Source organism: Streptomyces sp. SudanB182_2057 (assembly GCF_964272715.1).
Lineage (GTDB): Bacteria > Actinomycetota > Actinomycetes > Streptomycetales > Streptomycetaceae > Streptomyces > Streptomyces rubradiris.
Window position 1 is genome coordinate 6,286,482 of sequence record NZ_OZ186798.1, and the last position, 21,659, is coordinate 6,308,140.

The window sequence follows — 21,659 nt, forward strand, 5'->3', positions numbered from 1 at the left end:
CCGCCGTCGTTTCCCGGGGTCAGGGACGCAGCCGCAGCACCTGCGGGTCGTGGTCGCTGATCTGGTCGTGGAACTCCGCGTTGATGTGCACGCTGTCGTACTCGAAGCCGCCGCGGCGGATCGCCGGGCTGATCAGGATCTGGTCCAGGACCTGCTGGTTGCCCTGGTAGTCATAGGTGTAACGCTCGCTCCTCGGCAGGGACTTGATCGCCGACCACAGCGCGCCGTCGCCCTCCAGGATCTTCGTGGTGCCGGAGAACTCGAAGTCGTTCATGTCGCCGAGCGCGATCACGTCCGCGTTCTTCTGCGCCGCCAGGATGTCCTTGACGAACGCGTTCACCGCCGTCGCCTGGGCGTGCCGCTGGATCTCCGAGCCGCGCACCGGGGGCTGGTACTGCGCGGTCAGCGCCTGGTCGCCGCCCTTGGAGTTGAAGTGGTTGGCGATCACGAAGACGGTCTTGCCGCGGAAGACGAACTCGCCCGCGAGCGGCTTGCGGCTGTTGCTCCAGGCCGCGTTCGCCGGGTCGATCCGGCCCGGCGAGACCGTCAGCCGGGCCTTGCCGCGCACCTTGGTGACACCGGTGGCGGTGGTCGGGCCGCCGCCCGGGCGGTCCGTGAAGGAGACCCGCTCGGGGTTGAACAGGAACACCTGGCGGATGTTGCCGCCGGGCTCGCCGCCGTCCTGGCCGTCGACCGGATCGACCGAGCGCCAGTCGTAGACCGGGCCGCCCGCCGCGGCGATGGCGTCGATCAGCTTGGTGACGGTCCGGTCCGCGGCGACCGTGCCGTCGTTCTTCGCGCCGTTGTTGTCCTGGATCTCCTCCAGGGACACGATGTCCGGCGACTTCAGGTGGCGCACGATCGCGGCGGCGTGCTGCTCGAAGGTGGCGTCCGACGGGTCGAGGTTCTCGACGTTGTACGTGGCCACCGCCAGCTCGCGCCCCGACTGCGCGCGGGTGGTCTCGCGCTCCAGGCCGCCCTTCTCCAGCGTGCCGAGGCCGCTCGCGACCAGCGTGTAACCGCCGTACTGGTTGAAGTCCAGCGGGCCGGTCGTCGTACCGGAGAGGCGGTCGCCGACGTCCGCCTTGGGGAAGTCGGCGGCGGAACCCAGCGACTGGATCTGGAGCCGGCCGGTGTTCTGGGAGTCGTAGGAGCCGTAGACCGTGCCGCCCCGGCGGCTGCGGTGCTCCCACGGCTTGACCGTGACCCACAGTTCGCTGTGCGCGTCGGTCGCGGTGACCACGCGGGCGTCGGCGACCTGGACGTTCATGCCCTCCAGGGACTCGTAGCGGTCCAGGGCGTATGCCGACGGGTCCAGGGCGAGCCCGTTGATCGAGCCCGCCGCGGCGGGGTCGCCCTCGGGCGTGTAGGCGTCCGGCACCGTGTCCTCGTCGATCACGACCGGCGCCGGGACCGGGTTGCCGGTGGAGACGGTGGTGACCTGCGGCTTGGTGATCTCCGTCAGCGACTGGTTGCCGGACGAGGCACCGCCCGGGACGTACTCGGTGACCGTGCCGGTCACCGTCACCGCGTCGCCGACCGCGACCTTCGGCGTGGAGCTGGTGAAGACGAAGACGCCCTCGCTGGTGGCCGGGTCGGCGTCCGGGGCCGCGTCCTGGAGCCAGAAGCCCCGGGAGGAGCCGTAGGTCCGCGTGGCCGTGACGATGCCGGGCACGTCCGTCACCTTCTGCCCGGCGTACGGCGATATCCGGGTCGTGCCCTGGATGTCGTGGACGCGCACCGCGTCGGCGTGCGCGGGGGAGGTGAGGACGACGGCGGACGCCGCGCCGCAGACGGCGGCGACGGTGAGCGCGGCGAGGCGCGCGGAAGACCTGCTCGGCAAGGGATTCCCTCCGGGACGTGCGTGAGCGCCGGGACGAGGACGGAACGGAGACCGCGGGGGACGCGTGTGCCCCCTGTGACACGCGTAGCGCCGAGTGAACAGTTGTCCCCCGAACTTCTACGCGCGTCAATCTCCTGCCTGTTCCGGGGAGTTGTCAAGGTTTCGGCCATGGCCGGCCGCTTACGGAGAGATGAACCGGGCGGCATGGGTGGAAATCCGTCTAGGCTGAGCGGCTGAGCCCGTTTCTCGGTCCGAGGAGAACCAGCCGATGTCAGACAGCTCCCCCCTGCCGCCCGCGCGGCTGCACCCCGAAGCGGAGCTGGCGCGTGCCGCGCTGTCCACGCCGTTGCTGTCCCGGGCCGCCCGCCTCGCCCGCTGGGCCGGGCCGGACACCCGGGTGGACGCGGGCGGCACCCTGGTCGAGGAGCAGCTGCCGGCCGCCGCCGCCCTGCTCGGCCTGACCGGGGACGACGCCGCCGCCTACGCCAGCGAGGCCTGGCGGGTCGCCGTGGACGCGGGCCTGGTCGAGATCGTGGACGAGGAGGTCGGCACGGTCCGGGCGGGGGAGAACCTGGCCCTGCTCACCGGCTCCCCGCGCGATGTGCTCGCGGTGTGGCTCACCGCGCTGGAGACCGTCCTCGCCGACGCGGCCGTGCCCGACCTGGATGACCTGGCCGACGCCGTGGACGACAGCGGCAGGGTCGATTTCGCGTCGCTCGACTGGGATCCGCAGGCGGACGCCGACTTCCTCGACGGCGTCCTCGGCAACCTCTATCTGCTCACCGTCGGTGAGGACGGCGCCGGCGAGGGCGCCGTACCGCTGCCCGCCCTCGCCGCTTCCATGCTGGTGCCCGACGACCCCGACGACATGGACGAGCCCACCGACGACCTACTGGAGCAGGTCTCCGACGCGATGATGCGGCTGGACGACCAGTTCCGCGCGCTGGAGCCGGCCGGGCTCGTGGCGTACCGGCCGGTGGACGAGGCGCTGATGGCCGACGCCGACGAGGAGCCCGCGGCGCCCGTGGACGACACCGACGTCTCCCGCTACGGCATGGTCCGGCTCACCCCGCTCGGCGTGTACGGGCTGCGGGCGCGGCTGCTGGAGGCCGGGTTCGAGGCGCCCGTCGTCGGCGAGCTGGCCGACAAGGGCGCGGACGCGCTGCTCGACGGCACCGCCCGGTTCGGGCAGTCGGCCGCCCGCGCCGAGACCGAGCTGTGGCTCGCCCGCCGCGAACCGCTCGCGGCGGCGCGGGAGTTGCTGGCGGCGGCCCGCGGCGCGGACGCCGGGGGCCCCTTGCGCCGGCTGCACTGCCAGCAGGCGCTGTCGCTGGTGGGCGCCGAGGCCGAACCCGCGCTGCGGGAGGTGCTGGACGACCCCGAGCTGGGCGGGCTGGCCCGGGTGTGGCTGAGCGAGCGGGGGGCCGCCGGGGTGCCGGCGCCCTCCCAGGAGCTGGTGTTCTGGCTGACCGTCGACACGCTGGCCGCGCAACTGGCGGCCGAGGGCAACTCCGAGGAGCTGCGCGCCCTGGTGGAGGGGCTGGCCGCCCAGCACAGCGGGTTCTTCGCGGCGGCCTGGCGGGTGGACCATCCCGCCACCGCCGAGGTGCTGGACGCGATGGGCCGGCTGCACCCGGACAAGAAGGTGGCCAAGGAGGCCCGGAAGGCGGCGTTCAAGGCGCGCTCCCAGCACGGGGGGTGAACGCCGGGGGGTGGTGACGGGGCGGGCGTGGGCCCGGTCCCCGGGCCCGGGGCCGCGGGCCGGTGTTCGGCCGCGGGTTGTGGTGGGCTGGTCGCGCAGTTCCCCGCGCCCCTTCGGGGCGCTGTTCGTCGCACCGGTTCCGACCTGGGGCGTCGTGCTGTACGCGGTCTTGGTCTGTGGCATACGGATTCATGGAACAGGCGCCACGGTGGTGGTCCGGTGTTCAACTTCCGTTCACGGGTGGCCGGGAGCGTGAGCGCCGTACCGAGGCCCCCCACCCTCCACGACACCGCAACCGTCGTCACAGGAGACACCATGTCGCTCACCCGCAGGGACTTCACCAGGACATCCGCGCTCACCGGAGCCGGGGTCGCCCTGGCGGGCAGCGTCGGCGCCCTCGCCACCGCGCCGAACGCCCTTGCCGCCACGGAGACCGAGAGCGCCGGGGCCGCCCCGGCGCACGGGGGCCACCACCACGGCGTCGGCTACGGCCCGCTGATCCCCGACCCGGACGGCATCCTGGCCCTGCCCGTCGGCTTCCGCTACGAGGTCATCACCTACAGCGGCCGTACCCGGCTGGAGTCCGGCGAGTTCACCCCGTCCAACCACGACGGCACCGCCACCTTCGAGGGCCGGCGCGGCACCACCCTGCTCGTCAACAACCACGAGCTGGCCGGCGCCCGAGCCCAGTGGCCGCACCCGGTGCCGCTCGCCGAGGGCCTGGTCTACGACCCGGCGGCGGCCGGCGGCTGCACGGTGGTCGAGGTCCGCCGGGGCGGCGAGGTCGCCGAGTGGGTGGGCATCGCCGGCACCGCCACCAACTGCGCGGGCGGCAGCACCCCTTGGGGCACCTGGCTGACCTGCGAGGAGACCGAGGACAAGGCCGGGAAGAACGGCTTCACCAAGGACCACGGCTATGTATTCGAGGTCGACCCCGAGGACCGCCGGGCCAACCGCGACCCCAAGCCGGTCAAGGCGTTCGGCCGCTACGCCCACGAGGCCGTCGTCATCGACCCCAAGCGCGGCCACGCCTACCTCACCGAGGACGCCTCCGGCCCCAACGGCCTGTTCTACCGCTGGGTCCCGCCGACCGGCTTCCGGCACGGCCGCGGCAAGCTGCGCACCCTCGCCGACGACGCGGGTGTGCTCCAGGCCTTCAAGTGCTTCGACTCCGGCGGCCGGTACGTGGACGACCTGGCCCGTGCCACCAAGACCGGCACCGTGTACGGCGTGGACTGGGTGGACGTGCCCGACCGGGACGCCCGGACCGTCTCGGTGCGCAAGCAGTTCACCGACGGCCAGGTCACCCGCGCCCGCAAGCTGGAGGGCATGTGGTGGGCCGACGGCGGCGTCTACGTCGTCTCCTCCTACGCCCGCCAGGAGAGCCCGGCCCAGCACGACGGCCAGGTGTGGTTCTACGACCCCAAGCGCCGCACTCTGACCCTGAAGGTGCTGCTCGGGGTGAACCAGGACCCGGCCGCGGACGGCGCCTTCGACGGCCCCGACAACATCACCGTCTCCCCCTACGGGGGCCTGGTCATCGCCGAGGACGGCGAGGGCGTCCAGCACCTGTTCGGCGCCACCGAGAGCGGCCGGACCTACCCGATCGCCCGCAACGAGCTGAACATCGGCACCCCGGAGGAGCCGGAGTACAGCGAGTTCACCGGTGTCACCTTCTCGCCCGACGGCCGGACCCTGTTCGCCAACATCCAGACGCCCGGCATCATGCTCGCCATCACCGGGCCCTGGAAGCGGCAGCGGCGCTGACCTCGCCCGGCCGGTCCGTGACCGGGACCGGCGACCGGGGACCCTCTCCTTTTGTGCTCGATAAGATGCGGAGAGGGTCCCCGGTCGGCGAGGAGTGGGTGGATGACGCAGGGCAGGCCCATGCGCGCGGACGCTCGGCGCAACTACGAGCGGTTGCTGAAGGTGGCGGCGGAGGCTTTCGCCGAGCACGGGGAGAACGCGTCGCTCGACGACATCGCCAAGCGCGCGGGGGTCGGTTCGGGCACGCTGTACCGGCATTTCCCGACGCGGCAGGCACTGCTGGAGGCGGCGTACGTGGACCGCGTCGAGGCGCTGGGGGCGCGCGCCGACGAGCTGGCGAGGGAGCTGGCGCCGGGGGAGGCGCTGGCGGAGTGGCTGTACGAGCTGGCGGTCGGCACGATCCAGGTGCGCGGGATGAAGGCGCTGCTGGGTTCGGCGGTGACCGACGGCGGTCCGGCCGCGCTGACCGTGTGCGGGGCCGTGGTGAAGGGGGCCGGAACGCGGTTGGTGGCGGCGGCGCGGGAGGCCGGGGCACTGCGGAGGGACGTCGAGCCGATCGAGGTGCTGCGGCTGGTCCACGGAGTGGCCTCGGCGGTGGAGCTGGCGGGGGCGGGGGAGAAGGAGATCCGCCGTTATCTGCGCCTGCTGGGGGAGGGGCTGGGGCCGGTGCGCCGCTGACCGGGCGGGGGCGCGGGCCGGCTGCCGCCCTGGGGCCCTCCCCACCCCGTACAGGCCCGCTGGCCGGATGGATCACTGGCTCTCGTTCGCGGAGGCTGGGCGCATCGCTCATGCTCGTCCGATCGGAGAACCAGTGTTCAGCCTGAAGTCCTCGCGCCGCACGGTGGCGCGCACCCTCGCGGTGGTCCTGGCGGGAGCGGCGTGCGCCGCCGTGCTGACCAGCAACGCCGAAGCCGTCGTCAACGGGGAGGATTCCACCCAGCGTTACCCGTTCATGGTGTCGATCCCGGTGACGGGTGCGGACGACCCCGCTTTCAAGGGTGTCTGCGGGGGATCGTTGATCGACTCGGAGTGGGTGCTCACGGCCGCCCACTGCGTGGACCCGAGGCTCGTCACCCTGGACGGCACCGTCCGGATCGGCAGTGCGTGGAAGAACTCCGGGGGCACGGTCCGGTCCGTCACGCAGAAGGTGACCCACCCGGGCTACCGGAACGGCGAGGGCACCGCCCCCAACCGCGACGACATCGCCCTGATCCGCCTGAACCGCCCGGTCGCGGAGCGGCCCGTCCGCGTCGCCGACGAGCCGGGACGGCCCGGCACCCCGACCCGGCTCCTGGGATTCGGCACCGTCGACGACACACCCGACCCCGCCCGGTGGGTCTTCCCCGACCGGCTCCAGGAACTCGACACGCGCAGGGGCGCGGTCTCCGAGTGCGCGCCGGGCTACGCGGACCGGACCCGCCTGTGCACGGTCAGCCAGGTGCCCGGGGCCATGGCGTGCAACGGCGACTCGGGCGGCCCCCAGCTCCGGCGGGACCGGAGGGGGCGCTGGGAACTCATCGGTGTCACCTCGGGTCCGGGCGCCCCGGGCGTGCGCTGTAGCGAGGGTCCGGGGCTCTACACCAGCGCGCCCGCCTACGCGGGCTGGATCCGCGAGGTGGCGGGCCGCAAGGGCTGATCCGGGACGCGGCGGGGGCCGGCCGGGGCGGCGGGGGTGCCGCCCCGGGGCGGGCCGGAACTACAGCGCCTTCGCCGCCGGGTCCACCATGTTGCGCACCGTGCGGGCCTTGACGAAGTCGCCCATCGCCGTCATGTCCCATTCGCCGGAGAACTGGCGGATGAGCTTGGCCATCATGACGCCCGTGCGGGGCTCCGCCGCGGTGAGGTCGAAGCGGACCAGCTCCTCGCCCGTCGCCGCGTCGACCAGACGGCAGTACGCCTTGGCGACCTCCGTGAACTTCTGGCCGGAGAAGGAGTTCACCGTGAAGACCAGGCCGGTGACCTCCTGGGGCAGCCGGCCGAGGTCGACCGTGATGACCTCGTCGTCGCCCCCTCCCTCGCCGGTCAGATTGTCACCGGAGTGCCGGATCGCGCCGTTCAGGATCACCAGGTTGCCGAAGTAGCAGCTGTCGATGTGGTTGCGCTGCGGACCGTAGGCGATGACCGAGGCGTCCAGGTCGATGTCCCTGCCCCGGAACGCCGGTTCCCAGCCGAGGCCCATCCGCACCTGGGACAGCACCGGCCGGCCGCCCTTGACCAGGGACACCGTCTGGTTCTTCTGGAGGCTGACCCGGCCCTTGTCCAGGTTGATCTTCCCGGCGCCCGGCACCGGTGCGGGCGGCGGGGCCACCGGCTGCGGCGGGGCGGCCGGTGCGGGCGGTGCGGTCACCGGCTGCGGCGGGGCCACGGGGGCCGCCGGAGCGGGCGCTGCCGCCGGTTCCTCCACCGTCACGCCGAAGTCGGTCGCGATGCCCGCGAGTCCGTCGGCGTACCCCTGGCCGACGGCCCGCGCCTTCCACTGGCCGCCCCGGCGGTAGATCTCCACGATCACCAGCGCGGTCTCGGTGCCGAGCCGCGGCGGGGTGAACGTCGCCAGCACAGTGCCGCCGTCCGCGTCCCGGACCGTGGCCGTCGGCTCGATGCCCTGGAAGGTCTGGCCGGCCGCGTCCGGGCTGGCCGTGACGACGATCTTCTCGATCTCCGGCGGGACGGCGGCGGTGTCCACCGTGACCGCGTCCGGTGCCGTACCGCCGCCCGAGCGGTAGGTCACGCCCGGGCCGCTCGGCTGGTTGTAGAAGATGAAGTCGTCGTCGGATCGCACCTTGCCGTCGCCGGTGAGCAGCAGGCCCGACACGTCGAGCCGCACCGGGGCGGAGACGTCCACCGTCACGCGCGCGGTCGGCAGAGGGATGTTCGAGCCTGGGGTCATAGCTGTCATGCCGGGTAGAACGAACGACACCGCTTTACCGTTCCCTTACCGGCCGGAACCCGCCGAACGGCCCACCCGGCCCGACCGACGACAGGGCCTACGGCACCACCACGATCTTCCGCCCCACGCCCGCCGCGAACTGCTCCAGCGCCTGCGGGTAGCGCTCCAGCGGGACCCGGTCGCTGATGAAGACCTCCGGGTCCAGCACCCCGTTCGCGAACAGTTCCGCCGCCCGCTCGAAGCTGTGCAGCACGGCCATGGAACCGGTGATCGTGATCTCCTGGTTGTAGATCCGGTACGGGTCGATGGACACGCGGGTCGCGTAGTCCGCCACGCCGAACTGGAGGAAGGTGCCCGCCTTCGCCACCCGGCCCAGGCCGTCCTGGATCGCCGCCGCGTTGCCGGTCGCGTCCACGACCACGTCCCAGCCCTGCGGCCGGTCCAGCTCGTCCGCGCTGTCCGCCGCGCCGGTGACGCCGAGCCGGCGGGCGGTCTCCAGCCGGGCGGGGTTCACGTCGACCACGTCCACGCTCGCCGCGCCGGTCCGCTTGGCCAGCTCCAGCATCATCAGGCCCATCGTCCCGGAGCCGTAGATCAGCACATGCGCGCCGAGGCGGGAGCGCAGGACGTCGTAGCCGCGGACCGCGCAGGACAGGGGCTCCACCAGGGCCGCGTCCTCGGTGCGCACGTGCTCGGGCAGCCGTACGCAGTTCGCCACGGGGGCGACGGCGTACCGGGCCGCGCCGCCGGCCGTGGTCACGCCGATCGCCGCCCAGCGTTCGCAGAGGTTGTTGTGGCCCGTACGGCAGTAGCGGCACTCGTGGCAGTACAGGGAGGGGTCGACGGCGACCCGGTCGCCGGCCGACAGCTCCGTGACCCCGGTGCCCACCGCGACCACCTCGCCGGCGAACTCGTGCCCCGGCACGATCGGCAGCTCGGGCGCGAACTCGCCCTGGAGGATGTGCAGGTCCGTGCCGCACAGGCCGCAGGCGGCCACCTCGACGACGACCTCGCGGGGTCCCGGCACCGGATCGGGGACCTCGGTGACGACGGCGCGGCCCACGGACTCGATGACGGCGGCCTTCATTTCACGGCTCCCAACGACAGGCCCTGGACCAGCTTGTCCTGGGCGGCGAACCCCGCGGCGAGCACCGGCAGGGAGATGACGAGCGACGCGGCGCACACCTTCGCCAGGAACAGGCCCTGGCTGGTGATGAAGCCGGTCAGGAAGACGGGGGCGGTCTCGGCGACCACGCCCGTCAGGACCCGGGCGAAGAGCAGTTCGTTCCAGCTGAAGATGAAGCAGATCAGGGCCGTGGCGGCGATGCCGGGCAGGGCGATCGGGGCCACCACGCGGGTGAGGACGACCGGGAGCCGGGCGCCGTCGACCCGGGCCGCCTCGATGACCGCGACCGGCACCTCGGCGAGGAAGGACTGCATCATCCACACCGCGATCGGCAGGTTCATGGAGGTGTACAGGACGACCAGCAGCCAGATGTTGTCGAGCAGCCCGGCGTTCTTCGCGAAGAGGTAGACGGGCAGCAGGCCCGCCACGGCCGGCAGCATCTTCGTCGACAGGAAGAAGAACAGCACGTCCGTCCACTTGCGCACCGGCCGGATCGACAGCGCGTAGGCGGCCGGGAGGGCCAGCAGCAGCACGAGGAGGGTCGAGGCGACCGAGGCCACCGCGGAGTTGGCCAGCGCGGGCCACGGGCTCGCGCCGCCGTCGCTGCCGAAGAACTCGCGGTAGCCGTCGAGGGTCAGGGCGGCGGTGAAGGACGGCGGGTTGGCCGCCGCGTCCGCCTCGGAGTGCAAGGACGTCAGCGCCATCCAGGCGATGGGCAGGAAGAACACGATCCCGGCGAACCAGGCCAGCAGGCCCGGCCCGTGGCGGCGTAGGGCCCTCATGCGCGGGACACCTCCTCGCGGAACAGCGACGACACCACGCGCAGCGCGAACGTCGCGATGACGAGCGAGCCGATGACCACCAGCACCCCGGCGGCGGAGGCCAGGCCGTTCTCGTGGGCCTGGTAGAAGCTCTGGTACACGGTGTAGGGCAGGTTGGCGGTGCCCAGGCCGCCGGAGGTGATCGTGAACACCGCGTCGAAGTTCTGCACGATGTAGATCGAGCCCAGCAGGGCGCCCAGTTCGAGGTAGCGGCGCAGATGCGGCAGCGTGAGGTGGACGAAGATCTGCCAGTCGCCCGCGCCGTCCACCCGGGCCGCCTCGACCTGCTGCTGGTCCCGGCTCTGCAGCCCGGCCAGCAGGATCAGCATCATGAACGGCGTCCACTGCCACACCAGGGAGGCCTCGACGGCGAGCAGCGGGGTGCGGGAGATCCAGTCGGGCTGTGGGCCGCCCACATAGTGCGACAAGCCATTCAACAAGCCGTATTCAGGGTTGTAGAGCACATGCTTCCACAGCAGGGCCGCCGCCACCGGCACCACCAGGAACGGCGCGATGAGCAGGGTGCGCACGATGCCCCGGCCGCGGAACCGGCGGTCCAGCAGCAGCGCCAGCACAAGTCCCAGGACCAGGCTGGCCAGCACCACCGCCGCGGTGAGCAGCACGGTCGTCCACACCGAGTGGCGCAGGTCCGCGTCGGTCAGGACCTGGCGGTAGTTGTCCAGGCCGGTGAAGCGGCGGGCCTTGGGATACAGGGCGTTCCAGTCGAAGAAGGAGATCACCAGCGTGGCCACGAACGGCAGCTGGGTGACGGCGATCAGGAAGACCAGGGCGGGCAGCAGCGGGGCCCGGGTGGCCCAGGCGCGCAGCCGGGCCGGAGGCCGCCGGGCGGCCCGCTCCGGGGTGCGGGTCAGGGGCGCGGTCGTCGCGGTCATCGTCCCTCGTACTCCTCGGAGATCCGTTCGGCGAGCCGCTGGGACTCGCGCAGCGCCGAGGCGACGGACCGGCGTCCGGCGATGGCCGCGCTGATCTCCTGGGAGACCTTGGTGCCCAGATCGGTGAACTCGGGGATGCCGACGAACTGGATGCCGGGCGCGGGGCGCGGCTGGACGCCGGGGTCGTCCGGGCGGCTGCTCTCGATGGCCTTCCTGGTCATGTCCTGGAAGGCGGCGGCGGACGCCCGGTAGTCGGGGTTGGCGTACGTCGAGGCCCGTTTGCCCGCGGGGACGTTCGCCCAGCCGCTGGTCTCGCCGACCAGCCGTTCGTAGCCCTTGCCGGACGCCCAGGAGACGAACTTCCAGGCCCTGTCCGGGTTGCGGGAGGACTGCTGGATGCCCCAGGCCCAGGTGTAGAGCCAGCCGGAGGAGCCGGTGCGCTCCACGGGCGCGGGGGCGTAGCCGAGCTTGCCGCGCACCGGGGAACCCTCCGCCTCCAGCAGGCCGGCCGCGGAGGTGGCGTCGTACCACATGGCGGTCTTGCCCTGGGTCATGTTGTTCAGGCACTCGGCGAAGCCGGACTGGGCGGCGCCGGACTCGCCGTGCCGGCGGACCAGGCCGACGTAGAACTCGGTCGCCTCGCGGAAGGCGGGCGAGTTGAGCCGGGCCTTGAAGTCCTTGTCGAACCAGGTGCCCCCGAAGGTGTTCACGACGGTGGTCAGCGGTGCCGTCAGCTCGCCCCAGCCGGGCAGTCCGCGCAGGCAGATGCCCCGCATGCCGGGCCGGGCGCCGTCCGTTTTCGCGGCCAGTTCGGCGACCTGCCGCCAGGTGGGGCGGGCGGGCATCGTCAGGCCCTTCGCCGCGAACACGTCCTTGCGGTACATCAGGAAGGACGACTCGCCGTAGAAGGGCTGCCCGTAGAGCTTGCCGTCGGCGCCGGTGAGGGCCTCGCGCAGGGGCCGCAGGATGTCCGGCTGGTCGTACCCGGGGTCCTTCGCCACGTACGAGTCCATCTCGTGCAGCCAGCCGTTGCGGGCGTAGATCGGTATCTCGTAGTTGGACAGGGTGGCGACGTCGTACTGGCCGGCCTGGTTGGCGAAGTCCTGGCTGATCTTGTCGCGGACGTCGTTCTCCGGCAGGACCGTGAAGTTGACCTTGATGCCGGTGTCCCGGGTGAAGTGGGCGGCGGTCAGCTTCCGCAACTCGGTCATCTGCGGGTTGTTGACCATCAGGACGTTGATGGCGTCGCCGCCGGAACCGGACCCGCCCGCACCGGCCCAGCAGCCGGACAGCAGCGGGGCGAGCAGCGTCCCGGCGGCCACGGCGAGCGCCGCTCGCGGCCTCCGTCGGCTCGGGGTGCGCATGGATCGCTCCTGGATAGAAGGGTGGAAAAGGGTGGATAAAGGGCGTACGAAGGGGTGTCGCGGCCGGGGCGGGAGGCGGGGCGGGCGGGTGGTCAGACCCGGATGACCTGGGGGCCCAGCAGGGAGTAGCGGTGGGCCTCGGGGGACGGCAGGAGGGTGCTGGTCACGATCGCCTCCAGCGCGCCGACCTCCGCGAACCGGCAGAAGCTGACCGCGCCGAACTTGCTGTGCACGCCCGCGAAGACGGTGCGGCGGGCGGCCCGGACGGCCTGTGCCTTCACCTCGCTGACCGCCGGGTCGGGGGTGGTCAGTCCGTACTCCCGGGATATGCCGTTGGCCCCGATGTAGGCGAGGTCGATCACGAAGCCGGCCAGCATCTTCGTCGTCCAGTGGTCGACGGTGGCCAGCGTGCCCGGGCGGACCCGGCCGCCGAGCAGCAGCACGGACACCTCGTCGGCCTCCGCGAGGGCGCCCGCGACCGGCAGGGAGGCGGTCACGACGGTCAGCGGCCGGTCCCGGGGCAGTGCCTCGGCGATGAGCCGCGGGGTGAAGCCCTCGTCGACGAAGACCGTCTCGGCCTCCCCGAGCAGCCCGGCCGCCGCGGCGGCGATCCGGCGCTTCTCGGGCACCCGGCTGGTGGCGCGGAAGGCGAGCGTCGTCTCGAAGCCGGCGCTCTCCACCGGATAGGCGCCGCCGTGGGTGCGGCGGACGAGGCCGTGGTCCTCCAGCGCCCGCAGGTCGCGGCGGATGGTCTCCTTGGCCACGCCGAGTTCGGCGGCGAGGACGGAGACGTCCACCGAGCCGGTGGCGCGCGCGGCCCGCACGATCTCGCGCCGGCGTGCCTCCGCGGTCCACGTGCCCATGTCGTCACCCGCCTCCGTGTGGGGTTGCCCGTTCGGGCCCATGGGGGAAGTTCTACCGTCGGTGCGCGGCGCTGACCAGGTCTGTCGCGGGCCCGATGCTGCCCGTTCGCGCCCGCCTCGCCCGGGGTGTGCCCGCGGCGGACCTGCGCGGCCGTGCGGTGCGGGGTGGATGCGGGCACCGCGGATGCCCGGACACGGCGGCGGGCGGGCCCGTTCGGTGCCCGCCCGCGCGCGTGGACGTCGGTTTCCGGCCGCCGGGGGAGTCGTCCGGCGGCCGTCCGGTTCTCAGTACGGCCAGATCGGGGGTTCGGTGACGAAGTGCCCGCCCAGGCGGCCGTGGGCCGGGTTCTCCGGGTCCAGCTCGCCCTGCTCGGCGATGAGCTTGGCCGCGTACGGCTCGGAGTCGTCCTGGGGGTCGTAGCCGAGCGCCCGGGCGCTGCTCAGGTCCCACCACAGGCGGGTGTTGGCGGAGGAGCCGTAGACCACCGTGTGGCCGACGCCCTCGGCGGTCAGGGCCGCGTGGAAGAGGCGGGCGCCGTCGGCGGGGCTCATCCACACGGAGAGCATGCGCACGCTGGAGGGCTCCGGGAAGCAGGAGCCGATGCGCACCGAGACGGTCTCCAGGCCGTGCTTGTCCCAGTAGAACTGGGCCAGGTCCTCGCCGAAGGACTTCGACAGGCCGTAGAAGGTGTCCGGGCGGCGCGGGGTGTCAACCGGGATGAGCGGCTCGCCCGCGCGCGGGGCCGGGGTGAAGCCGACGGCGTGGTTGGAGGAGGCGAAGACGATCCGCCCGACGCCTTCCTGGCGCGCGGCCTCGTACAGGTTGTAGGTGCCCTCGATGTTCGACCGGAGGATCTTCTCGAAGGGCGCCTCCAGGGAGATGCCCGCGAGGTGCAGCACCGCGTCCACGCCCCGCACCGCCTCGCGCAGCGCGTCCTTGTCGGTGAGGTCGGCGGTGACGGCGTCCGGCTCGCCCTCGATGGGGCGCACGTCGAACAGGCGCAGTGCGTAGCCGTACTCAGGGAGCAGGGACCGCATCAGGGTGCCGAGCCCGCCGGCGGCGCCGGTGAGCAGGACGGTGCGGGGAGCGGGCATCCTTCGATCTCCTTGGTCTCAGGGAACCGGTGTCCTCAACGGCCGCATGCATGGACAAGGTTCACATGCGTGGACACGCTAGGGAGGGGTGCCGTGCCCCGTCAAGTGTGCCCCGCCAGGGGGAAATCCGCTGCTCTGTTGCCCGTACTCCGGCTTGACCCGCCGCAATTGCGGCCCTTAGCGTGAGGCTGTTCAGAGATATAGACAGTGATCAGAAACATGCACCGACAGGGAGCGCCTGTGACGCCAGCCCCTCTCGCCGCCCGGCTCCGCGACCCGCGCGGGCCGCTCTTCTTCCCCGTCACGGCCTACGGCCCGGGCGGCTCGCTCGACCTGGACGCCTACCGCACCCATGTGCGCCAGGGCGTCGAGGCCGGTGCCGCCGCCGTCTTCGCGGCCTGCGGCACCGGGGAGTTCCACGCGCTGCTGCCGGAGGAGTTCGAGGCCTGCGTCCGCGCGGCCGTCGAGGCCGCCGACGGACGCGTCCCGGTCGTCGCGGGCGCCGGATACGGCACCGCCCTCGCCGTCCGCTACGCCCGGCTCGCCGAGGCCGCGGGCGCCGACGGCCTCCTGGCCATGCCGCCGTACCTGGTGCTCGCCGGCCAGGAGGGCCTGCTGCGGCACTACCGCGAGGTCGCCGCGGCCACCGCCCTGCCGGTGATCGTCTACCAGCGCGACAACGCCGTCTTCACCCCGGAGACCGTCGTCGCACTCGCCCGCACCGAGGGCGTCATCGGCCTCAAGGACGGCCTCGGCGACCTCGACCTGATGCAGCGCGTGGTCAGCGCCGTCCGCACCGAGGTCCCCGGCGACTTCCTGTACTTCAACGGTCTGCCCACCGCCGAGCAGACCCAGCTCGCCTACCGCGCGCTCGGCATCACCCTGTACTCCTCGGCGGTGTTCTGCTTCGCCCCCGAGATCGCCCTCGCCTTCCACCGCGCCCTGCGCACCGGTGACCTGCCCGTCGCGCACCGCCTCCTGGACGGCTTCTACGGCCCGTTCGCCGACCTGCGTGCCCAGGGCCGCGGCTACGCCGTCTCCTTGGTCAAGGCGGGCGTACGGCTGCGCGGACTGGACGTCGGCGAGGTCCGGCCCCCGCTGCACGAGCCGGCCGACGACCACGTCAAACAGCTCGCCCGGCTCATCGAGCGCGGCCAGGCGCTGCTGGAGGGGGACGCGTGAGGGCCTCGGCGTTCGTCTACCCCTGGGACGTCAACGGCGACCCGGAGGCGCCCGCGCGCGTCGCCGGGCTCGGCGTCGAGCAGGTCACCCTCGCCGCCGCCTACCACTCCACCCGCGCGCTGACCCCCCGCCACCCGCGGCACCGGGTCGTCACCGCCGAGTACGCGGCCGTCCTCTACCCGCCCGGCGACCGCTGGGCGGGCCGCGGCCTGCGCCCCTACCCGGCCGGCCGCTGGGCCCCTGGCGACGCCTACGCCGAAGCCGCCGAGGCCCTCGCCGCGGCCGGCCTGGAGGTGCACACCTGGGTCGTCCTCGCCCACAACTCCCGCATGGGCGCCGAGCACCCGGACACCTCCGTCGTCAACGCCTACGGCGACCGCTACCCGTGGGCGCCCTGCGTCGCCCAGCCCGGCACCCGCGCGTACCTGACCGACCTGGCCGCCGAGGCCGCCGTACGCCCCGGCGCGCGGGGCACCGAACTGGAGTCCCTGGGCTGGTACGGGTTCCAGCACCTGCACGCCCACGACAAGACCGCCGGCGTGCCCCTCGGGGAGGCCGGGCAGTACCTGATGTCCCTGTGCTTCTGCCCGTCCTGCCGGTCCGGGTACGGCGGACAGGGCCTGGACGCCGACGCGCTGGCCGCGGCCGTACGCGGGGCGCTGGAGCCGCTGTGGCGGGGCACGGCCGAGGACACCGGGTGGCCGACGGTGGAGAAGCTGCTCGGCGAGGAGACGGCGGCGGCCACGCGCGCGTGGCGGGACACCACCGCCCGCACCCTCCAGGAGGAGGCCGTCGCCGCCGTGCGCGCCGCCGCGCCGCGCGGCTTCCGGGTGCTGCTGCACGCCGACCCGGTCTCCTACCACTGCGGCGCCAACGCGGGCGTCGACCCCGCCCACATCCTGTCCGTGGCCGACGGCGTCGTGGTGCCCTGCACCGGCGGTACGGCCGCGCTGGCGCCGTTCGCCGCCGAGGCGCGCCAGGGGACGGTGCTGGCCGCCAACCTCACCGTCGTCACCGGCATGGGCGGCAGCCCCGGCACGCTCGCGGCGGACGCGGCACGCGCGCGTGCCGAGGGCGCCACCGAACTGCGGCTGTACCACGCCGGGCTGGCCTCGGACGAGGACCTGGCCGCGGTGCGCGCGGGGCTGGCGGCCCGCTGAGGGGGGCTGCCGCCGAAGTGGGCATGTGAGGCCGGCGCGCCGCCTGGGGACTGCGCCGGGGGTCAGGTGAGGTCCGTGCCGGCCGGGGACCCTGCGGAGGGGGTCAGGTGAGGTCCGCGCCGGCCGGGGACTCCGCCGGGGCGGGCGGCCGTTTCCGCAGCGGGACGGCCGTCGCCAGCAGGGCCAGGCCGCACAGCGGCAGCAGCAGCCCGGGGCCGGCCGGTCCCACCAGGCCGGCCCCGGCGGCCAGCCCGACCGCCGTGGGCGTGAACATCAGCGTGTTGGCGGTCGCCGTCGCCCGGCCCAGCAGCGGCCCCGGCGTGCGCCGCTGCACGGCGGTGAGCGCGGCGATCAGCACACAGGGCAGGCCCAGCCCGCCGGCCGCGCTCGACGCCAGGGCCACCGGGTCCCACGGCACCGCCCGCGCCGCCGCCGCGACCGCGGTCAGCGCGATCCCGGCCGCCGCGAGCCGCCGCGCGCCCAGCCGGCGCAGCGCCGGCCCGGCGAGCAGCCCGGCCGCCACCGAGCCGGCGCCCTGGGCGGCGTACAGCACGCCCAGATAGGCGGGGGAGTGGCCGAGGCGGTCGACCACGGCGTACACCGCCGTACTCGCGAGCGAGGTGAACAGTATCGTCAGGCCGCCCGCCAGGACCAGCGGGCGCAGATCCGGGTGCCCCCACAGGTGGCGGGTGCCCTCGGCGGTCTGGCGCCACCAGCCCTTGCCCGACCGCACGGGCCGCTCCTCGCGGACCCGCAGCAGGGCGCACATCCCGGCCGCGAGCACGAAGCTGACCGCGTCCAGACAGGCCACGGCGGGGCCGCCCCAGGCCGCGTACAGGCCCGCGCCGGTCAGCGGGGCGACGAGTTTCATGCCCTCGGTGACCGTCATCCGCAGTCCGTTGAAGTCACCGAGCAGGCCGGTGCCGACCACGGTGGTCACCAGCGCCGACTCGGCGGCGTCATGGACGGTGCCGGCGGCGCCGTACACCAGCAGCACGGCGTACAGCAGCCACACGCGGTCCGGGGAGTCGACGGCGAAGAGCACCGGGAGCAGCGCGGCGAGGCCCAGATTCAGGCAGATCAGCAGGGGCTTGCGGCGCATCCGGTCGGCGAGCGTACCGAGCGCGGGACCGGCGAGCGAGGGCGCCCACATCGCGAGCATGCACAGCGCGGCGAGGGCGTCGGAGCCGGTCATGTCCTTCACCCACACCCCCGAGGCCAGCCACAAGGAGGAGGTGCCGAACCCGGACACCACCACGGCCCCCAGATACAGCCCGGCGTCCCGGTCCCGCAGCACACGGAACACGGTCGGAGAAGTCGTCATGCCCGCCCATCGTGGGCCTAAGGCAGGGGCGGGGGATCGGGAGAATGCCCCGGATCGGGGGGCGCGTACAGGGAGGAGCCGGGGGCCGGACTAAGGCGGTTCCGGTGCCCCGTGGGGAGTCACCGGGCCGCCCCCGCCCCGACGAACCGGAACCCGCGCCCCCGCAACTTCCTTTGCCAGAAGCATTGACGAAACATTCGGGCCCTCCTACCTTCAACGCGTCGTACTTCGTACGTCATATATGAGACGCGATATGTGAGATCCGAGAGGGCCGCATGACCTCTGTGCCCACCCCGATCCCGTCCCGTACGCAGTACGTGCTGGACGCGATCAAACACCGCATCCTCACCGGGCTGCTGACACCCGGTCAGGCGCTGGTCGAGACGGAACTGGCCGCGCAGTTCGGGGTGTCCAAGACCCCGGTGCGCGAGGCGCTGAAGACCCTCGCCGGGACCGGCCTGGTCGTGATGAGCCAGTACAAGGGCGTCACGGTGCGCATGGTGGACGCGGACATGGCGCGCGAGGTGTACGACGTACGGCTGCTGCTGGAGCCGGAGGCCCTGCGCCGGGCCGTGACCAAGGGCGCCTCCCTCGACGCCGCCCGCGACGCGCTGACCCGCGCCGACGACGCCACCGACACCGCCGAACGCTCCCTGGCCAACCGGGAGTTCCACCGCGCCCTGTACCTGCCGTGCGGCAACCCGCTGCTCGCCCGGATGCTGGACCAGGTCCGCGACCAGGCCGCCCTCGTCTCCGCCGTGGCCTGGGCCACCGACCCCTCCTGGGAACGGGAGGCCGCCGAGCACCGCGAGATCCTGCGGCTCGCCCTGGACGGCGACGCGGACGGGGCCGCGGGCGCCCTGCACGCCCACATCGCGTCCTTCGTCGGCCGGGCGTTCCCCGAGCCCCTCCCCACGGAAGGCGAGCAATGAGCAGCGTGACCTTCGAGACCCAACGGACGGCCCTGGCCGACGTGGTGGCCATCCCGGTGACCCCCTTCGCCGCGGACGGCACCGTCGACACCGCCACCCACCGGGCGCTGCTGCGCCGTCTGCTCGACGGCGGCATCACCACCCTCACCCCCAACGGCAACACCGGCGAGTTCTACGCCCTCACCCCCGAGGAGCGCCGGCTGGTCGCCGAGCTCACCGCGGACGAGGCCGGCGACCGCGCCGTGATCCTGGCCGGCGTCGGCCACGACCTGCCCACCGCGATCGCCTCCGCCCGGCACGCCGAGAGCCTCGGCGCCCGGATGGTCATGGTCCACCAGCCGGTGCACCCCTACGTGTCGGCGGCCGGCTGGGTCGACTACCACCGCGCCATCGCCGAGGCCGTCCCCGAACTGGGCGTGGTGCCCTACATCCGCAACGAGCGGCTGCCCGGCGCCCGGCTCGCCGAACTCGCCGACCACTGCCCGAACGTCATCGGCGTGAAGTACGCCGTCCCGGACGCCGCCCGGTTCGCGGCCTTCGCCCGCGACGCCGGCCTGGACCGCTTCGTCTGGGTGGCCGGACTCGCCGAACCGTACGCGCCCTCCTACTTCTCCGCGGGCGCCACCGGCTTCACCTCCGGGCTCGTCAACGTCGCCCCGGCCGTCTCCCGGAACATGCTGGACGCGCTGCGCGCCGGCGACTACCCGGCCGCCATGAAGGTCTGGGAGCAGATCCGCCGCTTCGAGGAGCTGCGCGCCGCGCAGGGCAGCGCCAACAACGTCACCGTCGTCAAGGAGGCCCTCGCCGCGCTCGGCCTGTGCCGCCGGGACGTCCGCCCGCCCAGCAGGCCGCTGCCCGAGAACGAGCGCGCCGAGGTCGCCGCCATCGCCGCCGGATGGTCCATATGAACGCGACCCCCAAGCGGCCCGAGGAACTGCGCAGCCACCAGTGGTACGGCACCGACGGGCTGCGCTCCTTCAGCCACCGCGCCCGCACCCGCCAGCTCGGGTACCTGCCCGAGGAACACCTGGGCAAGCCGGTCATCGCCATCCTCAACACCTGGTCCGACATCAACCCCTGCCACGTCCACCTGCGCGACCGCGCCCAGGCCGTCAAGCGCGGGGTGTGGCAGGCGGGCGGCTTCCCCCTGGAGTTCCCGGTCTCCACGCTCAGCGAGACCTTCCAGAAGCCGACCCCCATGCTCTACCGCAACCTGCTCGCCATGGAGACCGAGGAGCTGCTGCGCTCCTACCCGGTCGACGGGGCCGTGCTCATGGGCGGCTGCGACAAATCCACGCCCGCGCTGCTGATGGGCGCGGCCTCCGCCGACCTGCCCGCCGTGTTCGTACCGGCCGGCCCGATGCTCCCGGGCCACTGGCGCGGCGAGGTCCTCGGCTCCGGCACCGACATGTGGAAGTACTGGGACGACAAGCGGGCCGGCCTCATCGGCGACTGCGAGATGGCCGAGCTGGAGAGCGGCCTGGCCCGCTCGCCCGGCCACTGCATGACGATGGGCACGGCGTCCACGCTCACCGCGGCGGCCGAGGCGCTGGGGGTGACCGTGCCGGGCGCGTCCAGCATCCCGGCGGTGGACTCCGGGCACGACCGGATGGCGGCGAAGGCGGGCATGACCGCCGTGGAACTCGTGCACCAGGACCGCCGGCTGTCCCGCGTCCTCACCCGGGAGGCGTTCGAGGACGCCGTCACCACCGTGCTCGGCCTCGGCGGCTCCACCAACGCGGTGATCCACCTCATCGCCATGGCCGGCCGGGCCGGGGTCCGGCTCACCCTGGACGACTTCGACCGCATCGCCCGCACGGTCCCGGTCCTCGCCAACGTCCGCCCCGGCGGGCAGAAATACCTGATGGAGGACTTCCACTTCGCCGGCGGCCTGCCCGGCTTCCTGTCCCGGATCACCGACCTGCTCCACCTGGAGCGGCCGACGGTGTCCCACGACACCCTGCGCGAGCAGCTCGCCGGCGCCCGGGTCCACGACGACGACGTCATCCGCACCCGGGACAACCCGGTCGCGCGCGAGGGCGGGGTCGCGGTGCTGCGCGGCAACCTCTGCCCGGACGGCGCGGTCATCAAGCACATCGCCGCCGAGCCGCACCTGCTCAAGCACACCGGCCCGGCCGTCGTCTTCGACGACTACAGGACCATGCAGCGCACCATCAACGACCCCGCGCTCGGCATCACCGCCGACAGCGTCCTGGTGCTGCGCAACGCCGGCCCCAAGGGCGGCCCGGGCATGCCCGAGTACGGCATGCTGCCGATCCCCGACCACCTGCTGAAGCAGGGCGTGCGCGACATGGTCCGGATCTCCGACGCCCGGATGAGCGGCACGAGTTACGGCGCGTGCGTGCTGCACGTGGCCCCCGAGTCCTACGTCGGCGGACCGCTCGCCCTGGTGCGCACCGGCGACCTGATCACGCTGGATGTCGAGGCGCGCACCCTCCGGCTCGACGTGGACGACGCCGAACTCGATCGCCGCAGGGCCGAGTGGACCCCGCCGCCCGTGCGCTACGAACGCGGCTACGGCGCGCTCTACAGCGAGCAGATCACCCAGGCGGACACCGGCTGCGACTTCGAGTTCCTCGCCCGGCCGGGCATGGTGCAGGACCCGTACGCGGGCTGAACCGCACGGGATCACGGCCCCCTGCGGTCGAGATCTCGAACACTGATCGGAAAGCGCTTCAC

General features: G+C 73.3%; 18 protein-coding genes. 9 read left to right on the top strand and 9 right to left on the bottom strand.

The features are described from left to right. Positions 1-19: 19 nt before the first annotated feature. Positions 20-1,843, bottom strand: coding sequence for an endonuclease/exonuclease/phosphatase family protein (locus tag ACSURM_RS27875; RefSeq protein WP_436958541.1), 1,824 nt, complete (start codon positions 1,841-1,843; stop codon positions 20-22). Between the two features lie 268 nt (positions 1,844-2,111). Between ACSURM_RS27875 and ACSURM_RS27880 the strand changes: the two genes are divergently transcribed. The 4 genes from ACSURM_RS27880 to ACSURM_RS27895 all read left to right on the top strand — a co-directional run bounded on the left by ACSURM_RS27880 (position 2,112) and on the right by ACSURM_RS27895 (position 6,948). Continuing rightward, positions 2,112-3,545 carry a hypothetical protein gene (locus ACSURM_RS27880; RefSeq protein ID WP_436958542.1) on the top strand — a complete coding sequence of 478 codons (1,434 nt, stop codon included), beginning with the start codon at positions 2,112-2,114 and terminating at the stop codon, positions 3,543-3,545. A 315-nt stretch (positions 3,546-3,860) separates the two neighbouring features. After that, on the top strand, positions 3,861-5,312 hold the full coding sequence (locus ACSURM_RS27885) for an alkaline phosphatase PhoX (RefSeq protein ID WP_436958543.1): 1,452 nt from the start codon (positions 3,861-3,863) through the stop codon (positions 5,310-5,312). A 102-nt stretch (positions 5,313-5,414) separates the two neighbouring features. Continuing rightward, entirely contained in the window at positions 5,415-5,990 is a 576-nt protein-coding gene (locus ACSURM_RS27890) for a TetR/AcrR family transcriptional regulator (RefSeq protein WP_436958544.1), read from the top strand. Between the two features lie 133 nt (positions 5,991-6,123). Next, complete coding sequence (locus tag ACSURM_RS27895) at positions 6,124-6,948, top strand: S1 family peptidase (RefSeq protein WP_436958545.1); 825 nt, start codon at positions 6,124-6,126, stop codon at positions 6,946-6,948. A 60-nt stretch (positions 6,949-7,008) separates the two neighbouring features. Here the strand turns inward: ACSURM_RS27895 and ACSURM_RS27900 are convergent, their stop codons facing one another. From ACSURM_RS27900 to ACSURM_RS27930, 7 genes are all read right to left on the bottom strand, one after another. Further along, entirely contained in the window at positions 7,009-8,199 is a 1,191-nt protein-coding gene (locus ACSURM_RS27900; RefSeq protein ID WP_436958546.1) for a TerD family protein, read from the bottom strand. 97 nt (positions 8,200-8,296) lie between these two features. After that, positions 8,297-9,286, bottom strand: a complete 990-nt coding sequence (locus ACSURM_RS27905) for a zinc-dependent alcohol dehydrogenase family protein (RefSeq protein WP_436958547.1) — start codon at positions 9,284-9,286, stop codon at positions 8,297-8,299. Beyond that, positions 9,283-10,107, bottom strand: coding sequence for a carbohydrate ABC transporter permease (locus tag ACSURM_RS27910; protein ID WP_436958548.1), 825 nt, complete (start codon positions 10,105-10,107; stop codon positions 9,283-9,285). Before ACSURM_RS27910 ends, ACSURM_RS27905 begins: the two co-directional genes overlap by 4 nt. Then, positions 10,104-11,039, bottom strand: a complete 936-nt coding sequence (locus ACSURM_RS27915) for a carbohydrate ABC transporter permease (RefSeq protein ID WP_436958550.1) — start codon at positions 11,037-11,039, stop codon at positions 10,104-10,106. Before ACSURM_RS27915 ends, ACSURM_RS27910 begins: the two co-directional genes overlap by 4 nt. Beyond that, a complete protein-coding gene (locus tag ACSURM_RS27920; protein WP_436958551.1) occupies positions 11,036-12,403 on the bottom strand; it encodes an ABC transporter substrate-binding protein in 1,368 nt (455 codons plus the stop codon). Before ACSURM_RS27920 ends, ACSURM_RS27915 begins: the two co-directional genes overlap by 4 nt. Positions 12,404-12,495: 92 nt before the next feature. Further along, positions 12,496-13,266, bottom strand: coding sequence for a DeoR/GlpR family DNA-binding transcription regulator (locus ACSURM_RS27925; RefSeq protein WP_436958552.1), 771 nt, complete (start codon positions 13,264-13,266; stop codon positions 12,496-12,498). Between the two features lie 285 nt (positions 13,267-13,551). Then, positions 13,552-14,361: an NAD-dependent epimerase/dehydratase family protein gene (locus tag ACSURM_RS27930; RefSeq protein WP_436958553.1), complete on the bottom strand. Its 810-nt coding sequence runs from the start codon at positions 14,359-14,361 to the stop codon at positions 13,552-13,554. A gap of 240 nt (positions 14,362-14,601) precedes the next feature. Here ACSURM_RS27930 and ACSURM_RS27935 point away from each other — a divergent pair, with 240 nt between their 5' ends. Continuing rightward, positions 14,602-15,543, top strand: a complete 942-nt coding sequence (locus ACSURM_RS27935) for a 5-dehydro-4-deoxyglucarate dehydratase (protein WP_436958554.1) — start codon at positions 14,602-14,604, stop codon at positions 15,541-15,543. After that, complete coding sequence (locus tag ACSURM_RS27940; protein ID WP_436958555.1) at positions 15,540-16,703, top strand: hypothetical protein; 1,164 nt, start codon at positions 15,540-15,542, stop codon at positions 16,701-16,703. Before ACSURM_RS27935 ends, ACSURM_RS27940 begins: the two co-directional genes overlap by 4 nt. 103 nt (positions 16,704-16,806) lie before the next feature. On the opposite strand, the gene ACSURM_RS27945 is transcribed toward ACSURM_RS27940, so the two are convergent. Continuing rightward, positions 16,807-18,027 carry an MFS transporter gene (locus tag ACSURM_RS27945; RefSeq protein ID WP_436958556.1) on the bottom strand — a complete coding sequence of 407 codons (1,221 nt, stop codon included), beginning with the start codon at positions 18,025-18,027 and terminating at the stop codon, positions 16,807-16,809. Positions 18,028-18,302: 275 nt separating this feature from the next. Here ACSURM_RS27945 and ACSURM_RS27950 point away from each other — a divergent pair, with 275 nt between their 5' ends. Genes ACSURM_RS27950 through araD form a run of 3 tightly spaced genes read left to right on the top strand, consistent with a single transcriptional unit; the run spans position 18,303 to position 21,597 of the window. Continuing rightward, positions 18,303-18,959 carry a GntR family transcriptional regulator gene (locus ACSURM_RS27950; protein ID WP_436958557.1) on the top strand — a complete coding sequence of 219 codons (657 nt, stop codon included), beginning with the start codon at positions 18,303-18,305 and terminating at the stop codon, positions 18,957-18,959. Then, positions 18,956-19,867: a dihydrodipicolinate synthase family protein gene (locus ACSURM_RS27955; protein WP_436958558.1), complete on the top strand. Its 912-nt coding sequence runs from the start codon at positions 18,956-18,958 to the stop codon at positions 19,865-19,867. The genes ACSURM_RS27950 and ACSURM_RS27955 overlap by 4 nt, the downstream gene beginning before the upstream one ends. Further along, entirely contained in the window at positions 19,864-21,597 is a 1,734-nt protein-coding gene (araD, locus tag ACSURM_RS27960; protein ID WP_436958559.1) for an L-arabinonate dehydratase, read from the top strand. The genes ACSURM_RS27955 and araD overlap by 4 nt, the downstream gene beginning before the upstream one ends. Positions 21,598-21,659 lie beyond the last annotated feature (62 nt).

Coding starts and splice junctions, on each gene's coding strand:
- ACSURM_RS27880 (WP_436958542.1), top strand. CDS start 2,112: ATGTCAGACAGCTCCCCCCTGCCGCCCGCGCGGCTGCACCCCGAAGCG.
- ACSURM_RS27885 (WP_436958543.1), top strand. CDS start 3,861: ATGTCGCTCACCCGCAGGGACTTCACCAGGACATCCGCGCTCACCGGA.
- ACSURM_RS27890 (WP_436958544.1), top strand. CDS start 5,415: ATGACGCAGGGCAGGCCCATGCGCGCGGACGCTCGGCGCAACTACGAG.
- ACSURM_RS27900 (WP_436958546.1), bottom strand. CDS start 8,199: ATGACCCCAGGCTCGAACATCCCTCTGCCGACCGCGCGCGTGACGGTG.
- ACSURM_RS27905 (WP_436958547.1), bottom strand. CDS start 9,286: ATGAAGGCCGCCGTCATCGAGTCCGTGGGCCGCGCCGTCGTCACCGAG.
- ACSURM_RS27910 (WP_436958548.1), bottom strand. CDS start 10,107: ATGAGGGCCCTACGCCGCCACGGGCCGGGCCTGCTGGCCTGGTTCGCC.
- ACSURM_RS27915 (WP_436958550.1), bottom strand. CDS start 11,039: ATGACCGCGACGACCGCGCCCCTGACCCGCACCCCGGAGCGGGCCGCC.
- ACSURM_RS27920 (WP_436958551.1), bottom strand. CDS start 12,403: ATGCGCACCCCGAGCCGACGGAGGCCGCGAGCGGCGCTCGCCGTGGCC.
- ACSURM_RS27925 (WP_436958552.1), bottom strand. CDS start 13,266: ATGGGCACGTGGACCGCGGAGGCACGCCGGCGCGAGATCGTGCGGGCC.
- ACSURM_RS27930 (WP_436958553.1), bottom strand. CDS start 14,361: ATGCCCGCTCCCCGCACCGTCCTGCTCACCGGCGCCGCCGGCGGGCTC.
- ACSURM_RS27945 (WP_436958556.1), bottom strand. CDS start 18,027: ATGACGACTTCTCCGACCGTGTTCCGTGTGCTGCGGGACCGGGACGCC.
- ACSURM_RS27950 (WP_436958557.1), top strand. CDS start 18,303: ATGACCTCTGTGCCCACCCCGATCCCGTCCCGTACGCAGTACGTGCTG.
- ACSURM_RS27955 (WP_436958558.1), top strand. CDS start 18,956: ATGAGCAGCGTGACCTTCGAGACCCAACGGACGGCCCTGGCCGACGTG.
- araD (WP_436958559.1), top strand. CDS start 19,864: ATGAACGCGACCCCCAAGCGGCCCGAGGAACTGCGCAGCCACCAGTGG.